At 38.8% G+C, this 20,203-nt stretch carries 15 protein-coding genes and 3 pseudogenes; 5 read left to right on the top strand and 13 right to left on the bottom strand.

Annotation, left to right across the window (positions count from 1 at the left end; all coding sequences use genetic code 11):
• Nucleotides 1-91: 91 nt before the first annotated feature.
• From rihC to AB3219_RS04235, 3 genes are all read right to left on the bottom strand, one after another.
• Nucleotides 92-1,009 (bottom strand): ribonucleoside hydrolase RihC, encoded by a 918-nt coding sequence (gene rihC / locus AB3219_RS04245; protein WP_216763170.1) that lies wholly within the window; start codon nt 1,007-1,009, stop codon nt 92-94.
• Nucleotides 1,010-1,147: 138 nt separating this feature from the next.
• The gene (locus tag AB3219_RS04240; protein ID WP_367369329.1) at nt 1,148-1,870 is read right to left on the bottom strand and encodes a class A sortase; all 723 of its coding nucleotides are present in this window, start codon (nt 1,868-1,870) and stop codon (nt 1,148-1,150) included.
• 6 nt (nt 1,871-1,876) lie between these two features.
• On the bottom strand, nt 1,877-2,380 hold the full coding sequence (locus AB3219_RS04235) for a class C sortase (RefSeq protein ID WP_367369328.1): 504 nt from the start codon (nt 2,378-2,380) through the stop codon (nt 1,877-1,879).
• Nucleotides 2,381-2,446: 66 nt separating this feature from the next.
• On the opposite strand from AB3219_RS04235, the gene AB3219_RS04230 reads away from it, so the two are divergent.
• Nucleotides 2,447-3,823 (top strand): ISLre2 family transposase, encoded by a 1,377-nt coding sequence (locus AB3219_RS04230; protein ID WP_367369327.1) that lies wholly within the window; start codon nt 2,447-2,449, stop codon nt 3,821-3,823.
• 218 nt (nt 3,824-4,041) lie between these two features.
• Here the strand turns inward: AB3219_RS04230 and AB3219_RS04225 are convergent, their stop codons facing one another.
• The 3 genes from AB3219_RS04225 to AB3219_RS04215 all read right to left on the bottom strand — a co-directional run bounded on the left by AB3219_RS04225 (nt 4,042) and on the right by AB3219_RS04215 (nt 8,690).
• A complete protein-coding gene (locus AB3219_RS04225) occupies nt 4,042-4,500 on the bottom strand; it encodes a hypothetical protein (RefSeq protein WP_367369326.1) in 459 nt (152 codons plus the stop codon).
• Between the two features lie 287 nt (nt 4,501-4,787).
• Nucleotides 4,788-6,068: a NupC/NupG family nucleoside CNT transporter gene (locus AB3219_RS04220; protein ID WP_216754658.1), complete on the bottom strand. Its 1,281-nt coding sequence runs from the start codon at nt 6,066-6,068 to the stop codon at nt 4,788-4,790.
• A 249-nt stretch (nt 6,069-6,317) separates the two neighbouring features.
• Complete coding sequence (locus AB3219_RS04215) at nt 6,318-8,690, bottom strand: ATP-dependent DNA helicase (protein WP_216754657.1); 2,373 nt, start codon at nt 8,688-8,690, stop codon at nt 6,318-6,320.
• A gap of 122 nt (nt 8,691-8,812) precedes the next feature.
• Here AB3219_RS04215 and AB3219_RS04210 point away from each other — a divergent pair, with 122 nt between their 5' ends.
• Nucleotides 8,813-9,424 carry a C40 family peptidase gene (locus AB3219_RS04210; protein ID WP_216754656.1) on the top strand — a complete coding sequence of 204 codons (612 nt, stop codon included), beginning with the start codon at nt 8,813-8,815 and terminating at the stop codon, nt 9,422-9,424.
• 67 nt (nt 9,425-9,491) lie between these two features.
• Here the strand turns inward: AB3219_RS04210 and AB3219_RS04205 are convergent, their stop codons facing one another.
• From AB3219_RS04205 to AB3219_RS04190, 4 genes are all read right to left on the bottom strand, one after another.
• Entirely contained in the window at nt 9,492-9,740 is a 249-nt protein-coding gene (locus AB3219_RS04205; protein ID WP_367369325.1) for a hypothetical protein, read from the bottom strand.
• A 123-nt stretch (nt 9,741-9,863) separates the two neighbouring features.
• Nucleotides 9,864-10,676 (bottom strand): IS21-like element helper ATPase IstB, encoded by an 813-nt coding sequence (gene istB, locus AB3219_RS04200; RefSeq protein WP_054656020.1) that lies wholly within the window; start codon nt 10,674-10,676, stop codon nt 9,864-9,866.
• A gap of 4 nt (nt 10,677-10,680) precedes the next feature.
• Nucleotides 10,681-11,895, bottom strand: coding sequence for an IS21 family transposase (gene istA / locus AB3219_RS04195; RefSeq protein WP_056949675.1), 1,215 nt, complete (start codon nt 11,893-11,895; stop codon nt 10,681-10,683).
• 66 nt (nt 11,896-11,961) lie between these two features.
• Entirely contained in the window at nt 11,962-12,549 is a 588-nt protein-coding gene (locus tag AB3219_RS04190; protein ID WP_263766143.1) for a helix-turn-helix domain-containing protein, read from the bottom strand.
• Between the two features lie 170 nt (nt 12,550-12,719).
• On the opposite strand from AB3219_RS04190, the pseudogene AB3219_RS04185 reads away from it, so the two are divergent.
• Nucleotides 12,720-13,744 (top strand): annotated as a pseudogene (locus tag AB3219_RS04185) (IS30 family transposase).
• Between the two features lie 147 nt (nt 13,745-13,891).
• Nucleotides 13,892-14,575, top strand: coding sequence for an AlpA family transcriptional regulator (locus AB3219_RS04180; RefSeq protein ID WP_216754766.1), 684 nt, complete (start codon nt 13,892-13,894; stop codon nt 14,573-14,575).
• A 525-nt stretch (nt 14,576-15,100) separates the two neighbouring features.
• Here AB3219_RS04180 and AB3219_RS04175 read toward each other — a convergent pair.
• The 3 genes and pseudogenes from AB3219_RS04175 to AB3219_RS04165 form a co-directional block, all read right to left on the bottom strand.
• Nucleotides 15,101-16,477, bottom strand: a complete 1,377-nt coding sequence (locus AB3219_RS04175) for an ISLre2 family transposase (protein WP_367369324.1) — start codon at nt 16,475-16,477, stop codon at nt 15,101-15,103.
• A 175-nt stretch (nt 16,478-16,652) separates the two neighbouring features.
• A pseudogene (locus tag AB3219_RS04170) lies at nt 16,653-18,021 on the bottom strand (ISLre2 family transposase).
• Between the two features lie 345 nt (nt 18,022-18,366).
• The gene (locus AB3219_RS04165; protein ID WP_263750038.1) at nt 18,367-18,915 is read right to left on the bottom strand and encodes a hypothetical protein; all 549 of its coding nucleotides are present in this window, start codon (nt 18,913-18,915) and stop codon (nt 18,367-18,369) included.
• 174 nt (nt 18,916-19,089) lie between these two features.
• On the opposite strand from AB3219_RS04165, the pseudogene AB3219_RS04160 reads away from it, so the two are divergent.
• Nucleotides 19,090-20,114 (top strand): annotated as a pseudogene (locus AB3219_RS04160) (IS30 family transposase).
• The last annotated feature ends 89 nt before the right edge of the window (nt 20,115-20,203 follow it).

Raw genomic sequence — 20,203 nt, 5'->3', positions numbered from 1 at the left:
CTATATTTTTTATTTATCACACAAAAAAAGATCAAAGTTGAGTAATTTTTTTACTAACTTTTGATCTTTTGAGATTTCCAGAATAACTTGTTTAATTCACTTTCATTTGTCGAACTTCTTCAATAAACCACCGATTAAAATCATCCGCATCGATACCAACGGCAACTTCGGCATTTGTTTGCCCACCGTGATAAGCTCCCCGAATATCGGCAACTGTTTCTCCAATTGCGGGTCCGTCAGTCTGAATATCAATCCAGTAATTTACTGTTTGATAATATTCTGGATGCAACAAGTAACAAATCGTATTTACATCATGCATTGGAATGCCACCTTCATGGCCTTCATAGTAATGTTTGAAGATCGATGCTAACATATTTCCAGCTTCGCCCAACATTGATACCGTCTCCAAAGTTTCAGGTGTTAGCAAAGCTTTCATTGTGACATCTAACCCAATCATCACAATGGGGATCCCTGATGCGTACATAATTTTAGCGGCATCCGGATCCGTAAACACATTAAACTCAGCCGCACTGGTCATATTACCGCGCCCAAGTGCGCCACCCATCGCAACAATCCGTTTGATTTTAGGTTTAACTTCTGGATGAACCGATAATAACAACGCGATGTTTGTGTAAGCTCCCGTTGGCACCAGCGTAATCGGCTTAGAGCTTCGCATAATCGTTAAATATAAGGCTTCCATTGCGGAATGTTTTACCGTATCACCAACATACTCATCAAAATCATAACCAGGCATCCCTGATTCACCATGAATGCGCGCCGCATCTTCAAAAGGTTTAATCAAAGGTTGTTCTGCACCACTGGCAACCGGAACTTTTTTGTCAAAGAAATGCACCAGCTTCAACGCATTACGGGTAGTTTTATCCACCGTCACGTTTCCTGCCACCGTGGTAATTAAACGCACATCAAACTCCGGATTATTCAGCGCTACCGAAATGGCTGCTGCATCGTCAATTCCAGGATCACAATCCATAATTATTCTCGTTGTCATGTTGCATCATCCTCCTTGATTTTAGGGCGATTCATCGTCAAAAAACGCGTACTTGTTACTTTTATTGTACTGGTTTTTAGATCGTTTACAAAGTCCTAAATCATTTTTATCCTCATTAGGTAAAAAACATCCTTGAGTTTACCCAAAAATGTTTTTATAGCGGTTAAGATTGGTGCTTGTGCCCACAAGCTCACCCTGAACGACGATTCGATTGGGCTCATTTGTATATGGTGAAGCACAAGTAATCAACGTGACAACTTTTTTTCCAGGAACATCCCTTAAAGCTTCGACTGCATTTTTGGAGACCGTTTTCTTGCTAAACGTTCGATAACGATAAACTTTTTTCAAATCCGTCAGATAAATCATATCACCAATTTTGACTCGTTTTAGCGGTGAAAATAAGATGCGGGTATTCGTCATATAATGGCCGGCCATCGCAAAGTTTCCTTGACCCATTTGTTGATCTGCCGTCATGGTTCCTGCACCTCTGGAAAGAACCACATGCCCCAATCCTTTTCCAATTGGTAAACGCATCGCCACATTTGGAATCGCCAGTTTGCCCATTGGTGCGTAATTTGCATCACTGTTTTTCCCCGATTTGTTGGTACTGCCGATTGCATTTCGCGTTGCATCTTGCACTGCTCCCCAAGTTACATTCGCAGGATTTAACATTTTTACCGACGCATAATCAAAGTTCGCTTTTTTATGTTTGCTGGCCTCCACTTTTTTGGTGTTCATTGTTTCGATTTCACCGTTTCCCATGTGCCGAATCAAAGGATCACTTAATAAAGCCACTAACATTATTAGGAGTCCTATCATAAAAACTAGACCTAACAACCACTTTGTCATTTTTCGGCTCATTTATTTTCACCTTCTCTTCTTATACCATCGATACCCACCATACGTTGCGCCACCAGCTATGATGATACCTAGTCCAATCCATAACCATGCAATTTGTTTTTTAGGTGCTGGTTCTTTCTCATTTGGAATCCGGTGACCCCTTACCAGCAAACGATGACTGTTAATCATATATGGCGTACATGTCATCAGCGTTACATAATTATACCGATCATCTTTGGCAAAATTGCCTAGCTCAGTCGGTTTGATCGTTTTGATCCGGTCCACTTTGTAAGTCATCTTTTTACCTTTTGAGTTGATGAAGAATCGATCCCCTTTTTTCAGCTTAGGTAAATCTGTAAACAACTTACTTCCGGGCAGCCCTCGATGCGCCGTAACAACACTATGTGAGCCTTTTTTACCGTCTAAAGGGGACGTCTTTTCCATGAGACCAGCACCTTCACTTAATTTCATACTTGAGGTTCCGTCGTTAGTGTAAAGTTTTAGTAGGAAAGTGAAAAAAAGCCTTTTCAAAACACGAGAAGACCGTTAATCTTCTAATTAGGTATAGCAGCCAAAAATTAGGAGGTAACGGTCTTCATGTCTCAGATTTTAACAGAAATCATGACAGTTTTAAAGGAAAGTAATAGTTTATTTAATGCGGAACAGGATTTAATGATTCGTTGCCAGGCATTGATTGCCACGGCTTTAGGCCAAGCATTAGAGGATTTAGATGATCTTTTAATTGGAGAAACAGAATATCGAGAAATTATTGGCAAACGACAACGAACGTTAAATTTTATGTGCGGAACAGTTACTTTTAGACGTCGTTTGGTTAGATTAAATGACAAAACCTATGTCTATCCTTTAGACCGGTACTTACAGTTAATTCCACGAAGTAGGTTTTCACCTTTGATGGTTGAAAAGGTCGCTAAGCTAGCTTCACATAGTGTTTTACGGACAACAGCCTTGGCTGTTAACCTTTTGATCCCACTTTCCATCAGTCATCAAAAGGTGGATCAACTTTATCAATCAGCAGGTGAACAATGTGAAAAACAACGTGAAGAGACTACATTAGTGAACATCGAAAAGAAACGACAAGTTCCTTATCTGTATTTGGAAGGCGATGCCTTTTGTGTGGCCTTAAAGGCTAAGCAACACCATAAAAATGTCCTTATTCATCGACTGCAACTAACGGAAGGTATTAGCCAAAATGGCCGACGACGTCAGACGTTAAACCGGCATGTATTTACGGGATTAAACCGGCAAGCAGTTTTTAATCAAGTACAAGATTATCTCGATCAGAATTATAATTTACGAGCAACTATAATGATTACCGGTAGCGATAATGGGAGTGGCTATGAACCATCCTGCTTTGATGAATTAGCGGTTGGGGCCAAAAAACATGAGCACTTTTTAGATCGTTATCACTTGAACCGAAAAATTCGTAGTCGATTAAGCAAGATGCCTAAGATTCTGCAAAGTAAACTATTTCAGGGTGTGCATAATTGGGATAATGATCAAGTTCAAATTGTCCTTGATACGTGTGAGTTTCAAGCCAATGATGCAGATAGTCTGGAAGCAATTCAACTTTTACGGAGTTACTTGAAACGTAACTGGAATTATTTAAAGCCAGCCAACAAGCGAAGCTTAGCTACCGAAACCGTGTGTTTAGGTGGCTGTGAAAGTAATCATCGACGCTTTACCTATCGGTTAAAACATCAAGGTCGCTCTTGGAGTAAAGCTGGATTGAAGGCGATGATTGCGGTGATTACCAGTGAAATTAACGGGCAATTAGAAACAGCAATGATAAAGATGACCAATACCTTGCCAATAAGCATCATGCCAGTTAAAGTGGCCGCTAGTTATTTTCTTAAACAGCCTTTTACACAACATCAAGGAATTAGGCACGGCAGTATTTCATTAGACGCAGCAACTAGCAGTGCTATGGGTAATTTGGTGAAGGCTATTTCATAGGATTTGAATAACAGGTGGAGTGGAGGCGTTGGTGAAAGAGTGTGTCGATGTCACTTAGCGATTTATCGCTTAGAGACATGGGAGACTGGAGAGATCCACTTCTGGCCTGAAGGGCAAGAAGTTAGCTCGTAAGCGACCCACACGACCCCGCATCAACGCCGGAACGAAACAAAAAGTAGTTAAAAACATAAATAAAATCTAATTAGAAGCACTACCTACTAAAACTTGACACATACTAACGTGACTTCATAATCGATTTCCTGATCATCAGCAACATCTGCAAATTCTTCTTTATCCCATTTCAATACATAGCCATTAAGTTCATCATTAGTTTGAAATGTGACTAAGGGCGAATCTGCCTTTACACCCGCAATTTCAGGGGCAAATTCTGTTTTCTTAGCCGGTAAACTTAAAGTATCTGTTCCTGATAACGCAATTGTCGTGCTATCATTCTCACGCGCTTGTTTACCTGTCATCTTTAAATGAAATTTTGCATTTATTTGCTTTTCAGCATCAACCTCCTCTATCTTTTCATCATTTTCATTGGTAAATTCCGTCTCTGTGATCTTAAATTGATCGTCTTTGTCTTCTTCGGCAAAGGCTCCGGTAATCGGATACCCTATTCCGAAAAGTAACAAACAGATCATTAAGACCGAGTAAACTTTTCTAATGGTCATACAGCTATTCCTCCTATCAATGCAAATGGCAGACGACAAACGTCTTTTTCAAATCTTATAGTTACCATTACTTTAATTTGAGTATAGCAAGCATTTTACGTTCTATGCAAATTTAATCTATAATTACCATAATTTTTATCTTATTTTCATTTACATAAAGTAAGCGTTTCCCGAAATAAACAAAAAAATAGTGAATAATCTGCCAAAATTTCTTAAAGGCACGATTATTCACTACTTTTACGTTAATTTGTGACAAAAACTAAATTTGTGTCACTTTTTCTCTAATTTTACCAACTAAACAAGCCAACGACTCCCGCCGATAACAGTGAAACTAAAATTCCTGATAACAGCATGTAACCCACGTTTTTAGAGATCACATCGTTCTTTTTACGATCAACAATTCCCTTGAATGCTCCGATAACCATTCCGGTTGTCGAGAAGTTTGCAAAGGAAGTTAAGAAGACAGTTAGCATTGCCTTGAAATGAGGTGCATACGTTTGAACAACTGGCGCAACTTTTCCCATTACCACAAATTCATTGGTAACCAATTTGGTTCCCATGAACTGGGCAAACTTGAAGGCTGTTGGCACATCCAAACCAAGTAGCCATGCAAATGGGAACATAATGATTCCCAAAACATTTTCAAGTGTAAGCCAAGGTGCAATTAATTGTAGTCCTTCATCAATTAATTTTGCCAAAGCCACGAAGGCAATAACATTCGCTAAAATAATCAAAACTAACTTACCAGCACCTAAGATTGAATCACCCAAGAAGGAGAAGAATGGTTCTTTCTTTGGTTTTTCATTGGCCTTAGCCTGATCCTCAGCTAAGGCTTCAGAGCCACTTGGTTCTGTTGTTTGTGTACTTTCTTCTGTTTGAGCACTACCGCCAATTTTAGCAACCACATCTTCTTCTGGGGAAACCGAAACTGGGTTCAAGATGACCGTCACGATAATGGCGTTCACAATATTAATCGGCACAGCGGCAATAATGTATTGACCAGGCATCATCTGCATGTAAGCACCCAGAATTGAAGCCGTGACACAACTCATGGACATCATCGCAATAGTTACAAGACGTTGAGCCTTCATTTGCTTCAACTGCAAACTAGAAACCGCTAATGCTTCAGTATTTCCTAAAAACATCATTTCAACAGCGAAAAATGATTCGAACTTTGGTTGACGAGTAATGAAAGCCAAGCCGCGACCAACCCATTTGATTAACCATGGCAAGAAACCAATATAGGTTAAAATATCAAATAATGGCACGATCATCAAAATTGGTAACAAAGAACTTGTCACAAAGTCCATTTGTTTGACGTTTACCCAACTTGATAACGCAAATCCAATTCCTGAATACGAAATCTGTACCATCCAGTTGAAGGCATCAGCAGCTGCTTTAACCCCATCAATTCCGATCGAAAATCCAGTCAAAAACCAGGCTAAGAATACATTAATCACTAACATTGTAATTACTGAACGCCAGTCAATGTGTTTCTTATCTTTGGAGAACAAAAAGGCGACACCTATGAAAACAAGAATACCAAGAATATTAATAGCTAAATACATGTCCGCGAGCTCCCTCTTTCTATGTATAATCCCAATAATTGCAACAACCTTTATATAATATACCGATATTAAAGACCGCTGTAAACAAGAAATGAAGGATATCTGTAAATAACTAAAAATCACCAGCACAAAAGTGATTTCGATCTTTCATAAGTAAGCTTTTCTTTACAAAAAAACGAATCACCTCATGACTAGTTAAATTTTTCCCTTAACGAAAATTATTTAACTTCATTTTGCAATTCGTTTTACTTAGTTCTCACTTAGTCTTTGCCAAAAATTACTAATGTTCTTACCCAGTTGGTCAATCGAATACATTCTTTGATAATGTTGCCAATGCCTTGGAAACAGTCTTGTATAGCGTTGACTGCCAAAACGATTGTCCATTAACAACACGTTACCCGCATCCTGATTGCTGCGAATCAAACGCCCAGCGGCCTGCAAAACATGATTCATCCCCGGTAATTGGTAAGCATATTCGAATCCCTTGCCATTCTTTTGATCAAAGTAGTCACGCAATAAATTACGTTCATCACTTAAACCTGGCAATCCAACACTCACAATTGCGACGCCAATCAAGTGGTCCCCAACTAAATCAATGCCTTCCGAAAAAATGCCACCCAGCACACTAAAACCAATCAAAGAATGTGGATAATTTTTTGCAAACGCATCTAGAAAGTCTTTGCGCGCTGTTTCATCCATTTGATTACTTTGCTCAATCACATTAAATTGTTGATATTGATCTAAAAAAGCATTCTCAATTTGCGTCATGTACTTATAAGACGGACAAAAAATTAAATAATTGCCCTTTTTAGCGTTAACCATTTCAAAAATACTCGTCACAATACTTTGCACACTGTTATCTCTTTGTTTATACGTCGTATTCACATATTGTGTAATCAAAATATTTTGCCGTTGTTCCAAAAATGGTGAGGTCAACTGCAAACTTAATCCCGTTGTTTCGCAACCTAACGTTTCTTTAAAATAATCCATCGGCGACAACGTGGCAGAAAAGAAAACCACTCCGCGTCCCATTTTTAACGACATATCTAAATAGGGACTGGGATCCAAACAGAGTTCTTTTACACTCACACTTTGATCGTCATTAATAGTCACAATCACACGATAACTTTCGTCGTAGAAAGCGGAAATTTTGACGTATCTTAACAAGGTGAAATAAAAATCTAAAATTTGTGAAGTGAAAGGAGTTGGTTCTTGTTTCGCTAACCAATCTTGCACGAAGGTATTGAACTTTTCCAATCCATGACGAAACCCAGTCAACTCTTCGGTCGTGACCGCTTGGGTTTCATGTTGTTCATCCAAAGGCAGCTTCACTTGATCAAAAACGGTTTGGACTTTTTTTAATTGTTTTGAAATTCCCTGCACATCCTCATTCTTGTTAGCTGTTTTACCAGCTGCTAAGAGGTTGTCAATTTTACGATCATCAACCTGGGCTGTATACATGTCACGAGATCGGGAAACCAAATTATGTGCTTCATCAACTAAGAAAAAGTTACTGTCATCCGGTTGCGAGAAGAACCGCTGGAGATAAACGATGGGGTCAAACAAATAATTATAATCACAAATTATGACATCCATGAATGTCGAAATATCTAAAGAAAATTCGAACGGATCCAGCATATGCTTCTTGGCATACTTTTCAATCGTGGGACGAACAATTTGATTTTCATGTTCAAACACATCACGAATTCCGTCTTTTAACCGGTCATAATAACCGATCATATAAGGATTATCTTCAGGTGCAACATCAACTTCTTCAGGGAAAATAATCTTATCTTTAGCAGTCAACGTGATACTTTTGATTTGCATTCCTTTATCCACCATGAGTTGCAGCCCTTTTTCGGCTACACTACGCGTACTTTGTTTGGCAGTTAGATAAAACAAACGGTCACTCAAGCCTTCCCCCATTGCTTTAACACTGGGAAAAAGTGTCGAAATTGTTTTGCCAGTTCCAGTGGGGGCCTCGACAAACAACCGTTTCTTCAACGCAACTGTTTTATAGACGGCAACCGCAAGATCACGTTGACCATTACGATATTCTTTAAACGGAAACGCCAATTTTTGAATGCTTTCGTTGCGTTTTTTACGCCAGTCACTGCGCATAACTAACCAACTACGATATTCTTCAATCAGACCATCAAAAAAGGTTTGTAAGTCCTCGCGTTGGTACGTGTGTTCCGTTTTTGTGATCTTATCTGTCGTGCGTTGATAATAGGTCAGCCTTATGGTTACTTCGGGCATATCCAAGTCATGGGTCAAAATGGCTCCATAGGCTTTGGCCTGGCTCCAATAAAGCGTTAGTGTGTTTTCCGATAAATCTTCAAAATCAGGATCAGACGTTTTAATTTCTTCAATTAGTAAACTGTCGCTAGTTTGAATCACGCCATCTGCACGGCCATCGATCACGTATTCTTCATCGGCCATGGTAACCGTGCGTTTAACGTAAACTTCTTTTTCATAATTTTCACCACCCGTTTTCTGTAACTTACGGTGAATACGTGCGCCTTCCAACGCTGTGTTTTGACTGTTACTACTTGAACTTAGATCACCGGCACGGAGAACAAACTCAACTAGCTGACGTATTCCGATCTTATTATTTGCCATCCGTACCATCCTTTCGTTGCTATTTTGTAGTAACTCGACCTACATTTAAAATAACGTTGTTAAACTTCTGTAATATTAGCCTGTTATGATTACTAAATCAGTTTAAAAAATAAGGAGCCCACATGAAAACTAAAACTGCACTACCCATTTTACTATTCTTTACCACTTTTTTGGCGATCTTCTTCGCTCAATCCAGTATTTCGGCAGATACGCTCAAGCCCATTCAAGGAATTCAGGCCACTAGCAATCATCATAGTACTTTATCCACAATTAGTATTAAGGAAAAAGCACAAACCATAAAATCTGATTCAAAGGCAGCTAAAGATTCTGAAACTGGTGATAAATCAACTAATAAAAAATACAGTGATTTAATTAATTTACTCCGCAAACAACTTGGAAAAAGTTATGTTTATGGTGCAGTTGGTCCCGACACCTTTGATTGTTCTGGACTGACTCAGTATGTGTTCAAAAACGCCCTTAGTAAGACATTGCCACGCACTGCTCAGGCACAATATAATGCTTTTGATCACGTCTCTCATCACAAGGTGCAACCAGGAGATTTGGTTTTCTTCAGTTATGATGGTGGTGCTACAATTGCCCACGCCGGTATTATTGTTTCAGGTGATAACCAAATGATCGATGCACAAGATCGCGGAGTCATTAAAGAAAGCTACATGGCCTCATATTGGAAACCATATATTGCTGGCTACGCACACGTGACTGACTTAGATTAACTCTTTGTATTCTTAGTCCTGTGATAAAGTATAAAACCCACTTCAACCGTCCAATAATGAGCAGTTTTTAAGCACCAAATGTTTGTTCTACAAAACTAGTAATATCAGTTGCAATTTGTTTATAACCCAAATAGTTCAAAATACTTAGCTCATTTGAAATTTCTGAAATTTTAAATGAGCTTCCTTTTTGGGCAATTTTTTCAAAAATCAAATAATTAATTCTTTCATAACAATAATCAGCTTCTTTCGTTTGATTTTTATAGTAAGGTAATATTTTCTGAAAACTTGAAAAATCCTTACGTACGCAAAATAACATTTCAACGTTATGGAAAAAGGTAGTAATACTGTATTTGTAATAAGCATTTGAATTATATGTCAACGCCGATGTGAAAATGTCGTTTTTTGCCGATTAAAAAATGCTGTTTTTTACCGATAAGGTTTACAGTGTCTCACTGCTCCTTTCTTTATTTTGTGAGCTGAAACCTGATAAATCAGGTCCAGAATTATCCTTCTTTTCAATCAAATGATCCTTCATTCGATATGATCGACCGGTGATTCGGATGACTTTAGCGTGGTGAACCAAGCGGTCTAAAATGGCGTTAGCTAACATCTTATCTGAAAAGGTGTTTCCCCACTTAGAAAGCGGAATATTAGTGGTGATAATGGTTGATTTCCGTTCATATCGTCTTTCAATTAGCTGAAAGAACAGCTTAGCACCCACTGACTCAATTGGGAGATAACCAATCTCGTCAATGATTAGAATTTGAAAACGGGCATACCGGCGCAACACTTCTTCGCTTCGTCCTTGAACTTGTGCTGTTTGAAGCTTGTTGATGAGGTCGCTACATCGAATAAACTGCGTTGAAATTCCTTGTTTACACCCTTCAATTCCAATGGCGGTGGCTAGGTGAGTCTTACCGACACCGGAGGTGCCGATAAACAAAATGTTTTGATTCTCTTGGGTGAATCTTAGTGATCCCAAGTCCTCAATTGTCCCTTGGTTAATTCCTGGTTGATAGCTAAAGTCAAAGTCAGCTAACGTTTTTTCATATGGAAAGCGGGCTAGTTTAATTCTCAAATTAATCTTTTTTTGTTCCCGGTATTTAAGCTCAGCCGTTGTCAATTCGAATAAGGCATCACTCAAGGACTTGGGTGCTTCATCTTGATGATCCAATAGGTAGCCTAAATGTTCGGCGAAACGATCTAACTTTAATTGTCTAAGGTTGGTGTATAACGCTTGGTAATTAGCCATTTTCTCACTCCATTTCATCAAACATCTTCAGGTTTCGGTCGACGTAATCATCAATGACTCGGTCATCACGATTCTTATAAAGGTCTGATCGGACAATCTCTTCCATGTCATCGCGAAGATAATTAAATCTTTTCAGTGAAATAGGGTGAGAACGAATTAATTCTCCGTTATAATAAACGTATAGAGTATTGTCATCGTGTTTAATTTGTACGGTTTCGTCAATATATCTGATGGGGACGGAGTATTTCCGATTTTGAAAGACAATCATTGATTCCTTGCTAACTTTCCTTGCGATGGTTTGGCTGGCATAGGCATCGAGTAAGTCATGATCAAAATCATGGAGATACTCTTTTTCTTTATCAAGCAATAAATAAGGCGGAATTTGAGTCGCCTGAGACTTCTCATGATTCAGCTGATCACACGTCAAATGAACGATCTCGGCTAAGTCTAGCGGCTCTTCAAACTCATGGTTGTAAACTTTAATTCGCTGAGTAGTTCTGGCTAACGCCTCAACCTTTCCTTTGGTTTGTGGCCGAAACGGTCGACAAGCAATTGGCTTGAAACAAGCGTCCTTAGCGTATTCAACGAAGGTTTCATTAAATACCGGCTTACCAAAATTACTTTTATGATGATCGACGACAACCTTTTGGTTGTCAAACCAGATTTCTTTCGGCACACCCCCGGTTGCCCAAAAGGCATTCGTTAAGCAATCAAAAAAGGTAGTTTGGCTGCGACTGAAGGTAAATTGCATGTATTTCATTCGCGAGTACCCTAAAACATATAAGAAGATGTTGCCTTTGACAATCTCTCCATGCCGAGAAACCAATGTTAAGTCTTCTTTCCAATCAACCTGGGCTGAAAGTCCTGGCGAGGTTTCAATCCGGATAGTGGCTTTTTTCGTTGCGGCTTTTCTGATGGTTCGACAATAGTCTCTGAGAATACTTTGCTTTCCTTGATAGCCACGTTCTTTGATAAAGTAATAAATTGCCGTTGCCGAACAGCCTTCTAGAACCTTTTCTTCAATCGTTTTTCGATAATCGTCAAGTTTACTCGGCCGCCGTAAGGGTTGTGGCTGCTCATCTGGGGGCGTAAGCCCTAAATTGTAGTATCTTTTTACCGTTCGTGGATCAACACCGTATCGCCGACCAATTTCAGCGAAGTTGGGCTTTATTTTGTTCATAATATATTGCTGGACACACTGCTCAACATCTAAACGCATTTCAGTTCCTCCAAATTTGAGATGCGTTTATTTTACCGTAAAAAAATGTTGGAAAACCGACATTTTCTAATCGGTATTTTCCAACATTTTACAACCGTTGCTGACATTATAGATTTTCATTTTGCTAATTACATTTTTGTGTGTAGCCAAAATTAAATCAGAATCAAAAATAAACAACACATTGCTATACAGAGTGAGTTCAAATCTGCCCCAATTTTCAACTTGATTAAGATAGTCTTTAATTACCTTTTCACAGCTTTTAAATTTTTCAGAATCTTTAAGTTTTTCGGAATTAAACAGTAATTGATACTGGCAAGAGATTAACTTATAAAAAGGATCATTAGTTTCAAAATAATACTGATTAAGTTCTTTTATGTAACTTTGTTGCTCATGCGTGCCACTTTGCATTAATAATTTACCCACCTGATTTATTTTTTGTTTAAAAATATTTTTACTTTGCAACAAAAAAACATATTCCTCCGGTTCAATGTTCATTTTATTTAAAAAGGCGAATAAGGTTTGAGCCGATATCTCTGTTCCCCGCGTTTCAAATTTGGATACCGCTTCTCTAGTAGTAATACCTTCCGCTAAAAAAGCCTGTGAAAGATGCCGTTCTTTACGTAATTTTCTTATTAATTCATTTTGCTCTCCCATTTTAATCATTCCCTCATTTTTGTGGTACATTTTATCACACTTTCGCAGGCAAAATTTTATTTACCCGATTTACAATTCAAGTGCAACACCTGATCAACTAGACCAAAAATAGACAAAATAGGCCATGGAGACCTAAACTTAAAGTGACTAAACTCAAGAAAGGAGTCTCCATGACCCAAACCAAGAATAGCACTATGTCCGGTTATCAACAACTACAACCTGAAGAAAGAGGCATGATTCAAACCTTAAGTCGCCAAAATGTTACTGTTCGTGAAATTGCTAGAGAGCTTCACAGAAGCCCTAGTACGATTAGCCGTGAGTTACATCGCGGCACGGTTAAACAACGTGATACTAACTACTTATTCTTCACTAACTACTGTGCTGATGCTGGCCAAGCTGTCTATGAGAAGCATCGTTCACACTGTCATTCAAAAGGCTTATTAAAGCCGTGTAAATACTTTTTTAATCTCTTAACCAAAACGCTAAAAAAGCACTTTAGATCAGCTGGTGTCGATGGATTCGTCCACCAATTTCAAGCCGACTATCCACAATTCAAATGTCCTTCGGTTCCCACTGTTTATCGTTATATTGATCAAGGCCTGTTGAACCTTCGAAATAGTGATTTGCCCAAAAAACTTAGACGACGAGTTAAGGGCAAACACAATCATGATCGCCATAATAAGAAGGTATTAGGTACTTCGATTGAAGAACGTCCTGAAAGTGTCACCAAGCGCACAGCGTTTGGCGACTGGGAAGGCGATCTGGTTAAGGGAAAGCGCGTGGCCTCTGAGCCTGCCCTGCTTACTTTAACGGAACGAATGAGCCGCTTTGAAATAATCATAAAGTCCCAGATTATCACGCACAAACTTGCTTAGAGGCTCTTCAAAAAGTCATCAATCAACATCCAGATTGGTTTAAATCTATCACTTTTGATAATGGCAGTGAATTTTCAAAGCTTGCACAAGTTAAGGGTACTAAAATTTACTTTGCACATCCGTTCTCGCCTTGGGAACGTGGTAGTAATGAGAATGCCAACGGGTTGATTCGGGAGTATATTCCTAAAGGGAAATCATTGAAGCAGTTTACTGAAACCCAAATTGCTCAAATCCAAAATGCCATCAACGACAAGCCCCGTAAGATCCTGCACTACCTGAGTGCTAAAGCATTCAGTAAAGCTTTTAGATCAGCTTCCTAGACCAATTTCTATTTTATTTAGTAAGTGTTGCACTTGATTTGACAATTCGAGAAGAAATTATTCAATAGATAAAAAAGAGGAGTAGCCCACTAAGGACTATTTTTTTTGCTATAATAAGCCTGTACTGCGAAAGAGAGGTGTATTGTATTGGCTAAAAGGTGGTTATCAGTACCAGAAATCGCGGAAGAACTAGGGGTAAACCGACAACGCGTGTATCGCTATATTAGTAAGTGTCGTATTGATTACGATAAAAAGCTAAAGAACGTGAATTACTACGGAGAGCCTACCATTAAGCGGGTTAGGGAGCATTTTGTTGCGATAGCGCGTGTCAGTGATACAGGGTCAAAAAACACTAGTGATACAGAAAAAACAGAAAAAGCGGCGCTAATACCTGATATAAAGCTAAAAAAGAGCGATACAAAAAGTCGTGTGTCAGTACAAGAAAATGATACAGCGATACAGGATAGTGACACAGAAGAAGATAGCAAAAGTCTTACATATAAAGGGATTAAGGGGGATAGTGTCGCAGTACAGGCAGTACTGGAAGACTATCGCCAACAATTCGAGGTGTTAAAGCAACAATTAGCGCAAAAAGATAAGCAACTCGAAACGAAAGATAAACAAATGAGCGAGAAAGACGAGCAATTAAGTAAGGTTTATAAATTACTAGATCAACAACAGCAATTAGAGTTAGGAACGCAAAAGAGGTTAAAATCATTGGAAACAGGAAACGATTTGAACACGGATAAGGCGGAAGAAATAGAAAAGGTTAGGAACGAGCCTAAAACGCCAGAAACGGCAAAAAAACGGCACTGGTGGCAAAGACGATAAATAAGGTATAATGAAAAAGTTGCCTATCCAATCTGCAACGGTTGGGAGGTGTAAAAATTGTTTACTTCTTTCTTTGCCCCACTTGCGGTTGCGCTGATAACAGCGTGGTTTACGGACTGGCTAAAACGGAAACGCCGCAAGTAAAATAAAATAGGCGACATTTAGCCCACTAAAAAAGCCCTTAGCAGTCGTAACCTGCTAGGGGCTTTGGTGTAAAAACGTTTATTCTTTCTTTGCAAGTTCATTATAACATGAAACAAAAAAAGAGTGCAAAGAAGTAAAATCAAGTGTATGTGTCAAGTTTTAGTAGGTAGTGCTTCTAATTAGATTTTATTTATGTTTTTAACTACTTTTTGTTTCGTTCCGGCGTTGATGCGGGGTCGTGTGGGTCGCTTACGAGCTAACTTCTTGCCCTTCAGGCCAGAAGTGGATCTCTCCAGTCTCCCATGTCTCTAAGCGATAAATCGCTAAGTGACATCGACACACTCTTTCACCAACGCCTCCACTCCACCTGTTATTCAAATCCTATGAAATAGCCTTCACCAAATTACCCATAGCACTGCTAGTTGCTGCGTCTAATGAAATACTGCCGTGCCTAATTCCTTGATGTTGTGTAAAAGGCTGTTTAAGAAAATAACTAGCGGCCACTTTAACTGGCATGATGCTTATTGGCAAGGTATTGGTCATCTTTATCATTGCTGTTTCTAATTGCCCGTTAATTTCACTGGTAATCACCGCAATCATCGCCTTCAATCCAGCTTTACTCCAAGAGCGACCTTGATGTTTTAACCGATAGGTAAAGCGTCGATGATTACTTTCACAGCCACCTAAACACACGGTTTCGGTAGCTAAGCTTCGCTTGTTGGCTGGCTTTAAATAATTCCAGTTACGTTTCAAGTAACTCCGTAAAAGTTGAATTGCTTCCAGACTATCTGCATCATTGGCTTGAAACTCACACGTATCAAGGACAATTTGAACTTGATCATTATCCCAATTATGCACACCCTGAAATAGTTTACTTTGCAGAATCTTAGGCATCTTGCTTAATCGACTACGAATTTTTCGGTTCAAGTGATAACGATCTAAAAAGTGCTCATGTTTTTTGGCCCCAACCGCTAATTCATCAAAGCAGGATGGTTCATAGCCACTCCCATTATCGCTACCGGTAATCATTATAGTTGCTCGTAAATCATAATTCTGATCGAGATAATCTTGTACTTGATTAAAAACTGCTTGCCGGTTTAATCCCGTAAATACATGCCGGTTTAACGTCTGACGTCGTCGGCCATTTTGGCTAATACCTTCCGTTAGTTGCAGTCGATGAATAAGGACATTTTTATGGTGTTGCTTAGCCTTTAAGGCCACACAAAAGGCATCGTCTTCCAAATACAGATAAGGAACTTGTCGTTTCTTTTCGATGTTCACTAATGTAGTCTCTTCACGTTGTTTTTCACATTGTTCACCTGCTGATTGATAAAGTTGATCCACCTTTTGATGACTGATGGAAAGTGGGGTCAAAAGGTTAACAGCCAAGGCTGTTGTCCGTAAAACACTATGTGAAGCTAGCTTAGCGACCTTTTCAACCATCAAAGGTGAAAACCTACTTCGTGGAATTAACTGTAAGTACCGGTCTAAAGGATAGACATAGGTTTTGTCATTTAATCTAACCAAACGACGTCTAAAAGTAACTGTTCCGCACATAAAATTTAACGTTCGTTGTCGTTTGCCAATAATTTCTCGATATTCTGTTTCTCCAATTAAAAGATCATCTAAATCCTCTAATGCTTGGCCTAAAGCCGTGGCAATCAATGCCTGGCACCGAATCATTAAATCCTGTTCCGCATTAAATAAACTATTACTTTCCTTTAAAACTGTCATGATTTCTGTTAAAATCTGAGACATGAAGACCGTTACCTCCTAATTTTTGGCTGCTATACCTAATTAGAAGATTAACGGTCTTCTCGTGTTTTGAAAAGGCTTTTTTTCACTTTCCTACTAAAACTTTACACTAACAAATCAAGTATGTGTCAAGTTTTCCTAGGTACCTTATAATCAACCAAATATTTATACATAATTCTTAGTTTGAAAATATTTTTGCTATTGCTCCGATGGGGCTACTTGTTGGGGCATCAACTGGTATTTTACCTGCAAGAACGCCAATATGCTTAGAATGGTGCTTGCTGCTCAGCTGGGCTGAACTCAACGTCTTCAATGGTTCCGTCGCTATCTCAATCCTTATCTCTTGTAACTTTCTTAAACCACCACGTAAGTATTTATTCAGCTTACCGTTTACCCGAGCTTCAATTAATTTCAACATAGCTTCAAGACCTTTTTCGGACCATACTTTACCTTGCTTTTTCATCCGATACGTATACGCTCTGTGTGAGCTTTCAATGGATCCTAATTTGCCGATCTTCATGAAGCCACGATCGTGTGGAGACTTTATAAACTGCCAATTTCTTGCCAAATATTGCCTTAGGGTTCTTAGGCTCTCAAGCTCCGTATCAGTTTTAATTTGCGACTCAAACGTATCTAAAATAACGTTTAACTGATTCTGATCACACAAGCTAACGCTCTTAACGGCCTTTTTCAACCAATGGATTAAATAAACCAAAGGTTTGTTTAATCTTTTTGACAAAGTGATACCGATCGATAGTAAATTCAACTCTTTGAGCACTCGGAACTATTTCTCGCATACTTTCCGGATTATACCCTGGGCCACCATCACTTGCTGTAAACACGGTCATTTCACTGATTCTATAATACTTCTCAATGTAGTCAGTTACTCGTTTTTGAACCTTTTTTTGATTGATACCAACGAATTCAACTTTGTTTGATCTTGTTCCATCTAAACCTGATTCAAAAACAATGTAATGGTGGACGTCCTGTCTTCGTCGATCAATTTTGTGTATCTCAAAGGCATCGCCTTCAACCACTAAGTTCTCAACTTTTCGTCTCTTAACTATTTTCTTTTCGGACGATTTTTCTTCTGTCTTCACGGTATCTGCCATGTCTCTGATAATTCGGTCTACTGACCAAGCACTAATATCCGTCTGACTGGCCAGATTGATCATCGCTGCCGTATTTCTCATCGTTGTCGTTTGCCCAATTTTGGCAACGACACTTTTAAAATAAGGTGAAATTCTTTTTCTTTCTTCCAACTGAAGCTGTTCATCCAACGGGAAGTAATAGCTTCCATTTGGTCGAAGATAACATCTTCTTTCAAAATTAACGGCCCCAAACATAAACTCAATTGTTCTAGCCTGTCGATTAATGAATGTATTTTCCGCCGGAATTGATGGAACGAGCGTTTCATCTAATTGCCTCAGATATTCAGCTACAACCAGCTGGAATGACTTCCTAAGATGAAGAATTACCTGCTCCTCTAAATCAAATAAACTGTCTAAATTTCCCAATGATTCAATAAAATCTGCTAAAATATACATGAAAGACCTGTATCCTTTCCTTTAATCTTCGTCGATTAAAAGGCTACAGGTCTTTTTCTATATATTCAACTCAAAATGAATATTCCTAGAATTTTATTGACCATCTAGGAAAACCTTACACTAACAAAATCAAAGTCAGTGGTATAGATTGTGTAATTTTGAAAAAGTGGCCATGTGTGAACGGAACTTAAAGGCTCAAAGCGAGTTTGTGATTAAGGGTCAATGCACAAGTGGCCGTGAAGCACTGGTATACTTACTACTAAAAATAAGGTAGGTTATGTAAACAAGGAATGGTATATAAAAAACTCTACTTGATTGTAGAGGCTTTTAAGTTAAATCTTATTTTTAACCATGGAAGTTACCAGTATATTGATTGACAGTAACATATGGATAATCATTAGTGTTAATTTCGTTGACCCAAACTTCCCAAAGTCCATTACCATAATATTTATAGTATTTAGGCGTTACCTTATAACCATTGTAGAGGTTATGTTCAAATGTAGTTACCCAAGCACCTTGTGGTCGAGTAGTAACAGTTCCAACTGCTGGTTGGGTAGAACTACTTGATTGTGCAGAAGAACTTGTTTGTTGATTAGTAGAGCTAGTAGCTTGTACTTGACTGCTAGAACTACTGGAAACAGAAGAAGTAGAACTACTTTGACTGTTTGTAGTAGAATTGCTTGTTGAACTAGCAGAAGAAGCAGAGCTCACCTCACTAGAACTAGAGGAAGTTTGACTACTTTTTTTAGAAGAAGTAGAACTGTTACTAGTCTTTTTTTTACTACTTGTTTGTTCAACTTTAGCAGAGCTGCTAGAAGTATTTGATTTTTGATGACCATTGACTGCCTTAATGATAAAAAATGCAGCAAGAACAATAACGATTAAGGCCCCCAAACCATATAGCCACCTTAATTTTTTTTATTCATAACTGTACCCCTTTTTATCACCTATCCTAACATTCGCCGATTTACAATTCAAGTGCAACACCTGATCAACTAGACCAAAAATAGACAAAATAGGCCATGGAGACCTAAACTTAAAGTGACTAAACTCAAGAAAGGAGTCTCCATGACCCAAACCAAGAATAGCACTATGTCCGGTTATCAACAACTACAACCTGAAGAAAGAGGCATGATTCAAACCTTAAGTCGCCAAAATGTTACTGTTCGTGAAATTGCTAGAGAGCTTCACAGAAGCCCTAGTACGATTAGCCGTGAGTTACATCGCGGCACGGTTAAACAACGTGATACTAACTACTTATTCTTCACTAACTACTGTGCTGATGCTGGCCAAGCTGTCTATGAGAAGCATCGTTCACACTGTCATTCAAAAGGCTTATTAAAGCCGTGTAAATACTTTTTTAATCTCTTAACCAAAACGCTAAAAAAGCACTTTAGATCAGCTGGTGTCGATGGATTCGTCCACCAATTTCAAGCCGACTATCCACAATTCAAATGTCCTTCGGTTCCCACTGTTTATCGTTATATTGATCAAGGCCTGTTGAACCTTCGAAATAGTGATTTGCCCAAAAAACTTAGACGACGAGTTAAGGGCAAACACAATCATGATCGCCATAATAAGAAGGTATTAGGTACTTCGATTGAAGAACGTCCTGAAAGTGTCACCAAGCGCACAGCGTTTGGCGACTGGGAAGGCGATCTGGTTAAGGGAAAGCGCGTGGCCTCTGAGCCTGCCCTGCTTACTTTAACGGAACGAATGAGCCGCTTTGAAATAATCATAAAGTCCCAGATTATCACGCACAAACTTGCTTAGAGGCTCTTCAAAAAGTCATCAATCAACATCCAGATTGGTTTAAATCTATCACTTTTGATAATGGCAGTGAATTTTCAAAGCTTGCACAAGTTAAGGGTACTAAAATTTACTTTGCACATCCGTTCTCGCCTTGGGAACGTGGTAGTAATGAGAATGCCAACGGGTTGATTCGGGAGTATATTCCTAAAGGGAAATCATTGAAGCAGTTTACTGAAACCCAAATTGCTCAAATCCAAAATGCCATCAACGACAAGCCCCGTAAGATCCTGCACTACCTGAGTGCTAAAGCATTCAGTAAAGCTTTTAGATCAGCTTCCTAGACCAATTTCTATTTTATTTAGTAAGTGTTGCACTTGATTTGACAATTCGAGCAAAATTTTATTTTGACATAAAATAAATTCATTCAATA

Origin of the sequence: Pediococcus ethanolidurans (assembly GCF_964062635.1) — a bacterium.
Taxonomy (GTDB): domain Bacteria; phylum Bacillota; class Bacilli; order Lactobacillales; family Lactobacillaceae; genus Pediococcus; species Pediococcus ethanolidurans.
Note: the sequence above shows the minus strand (reverse complement) of the source record. Positions and strands in the feature narration are given on the sequence as shown.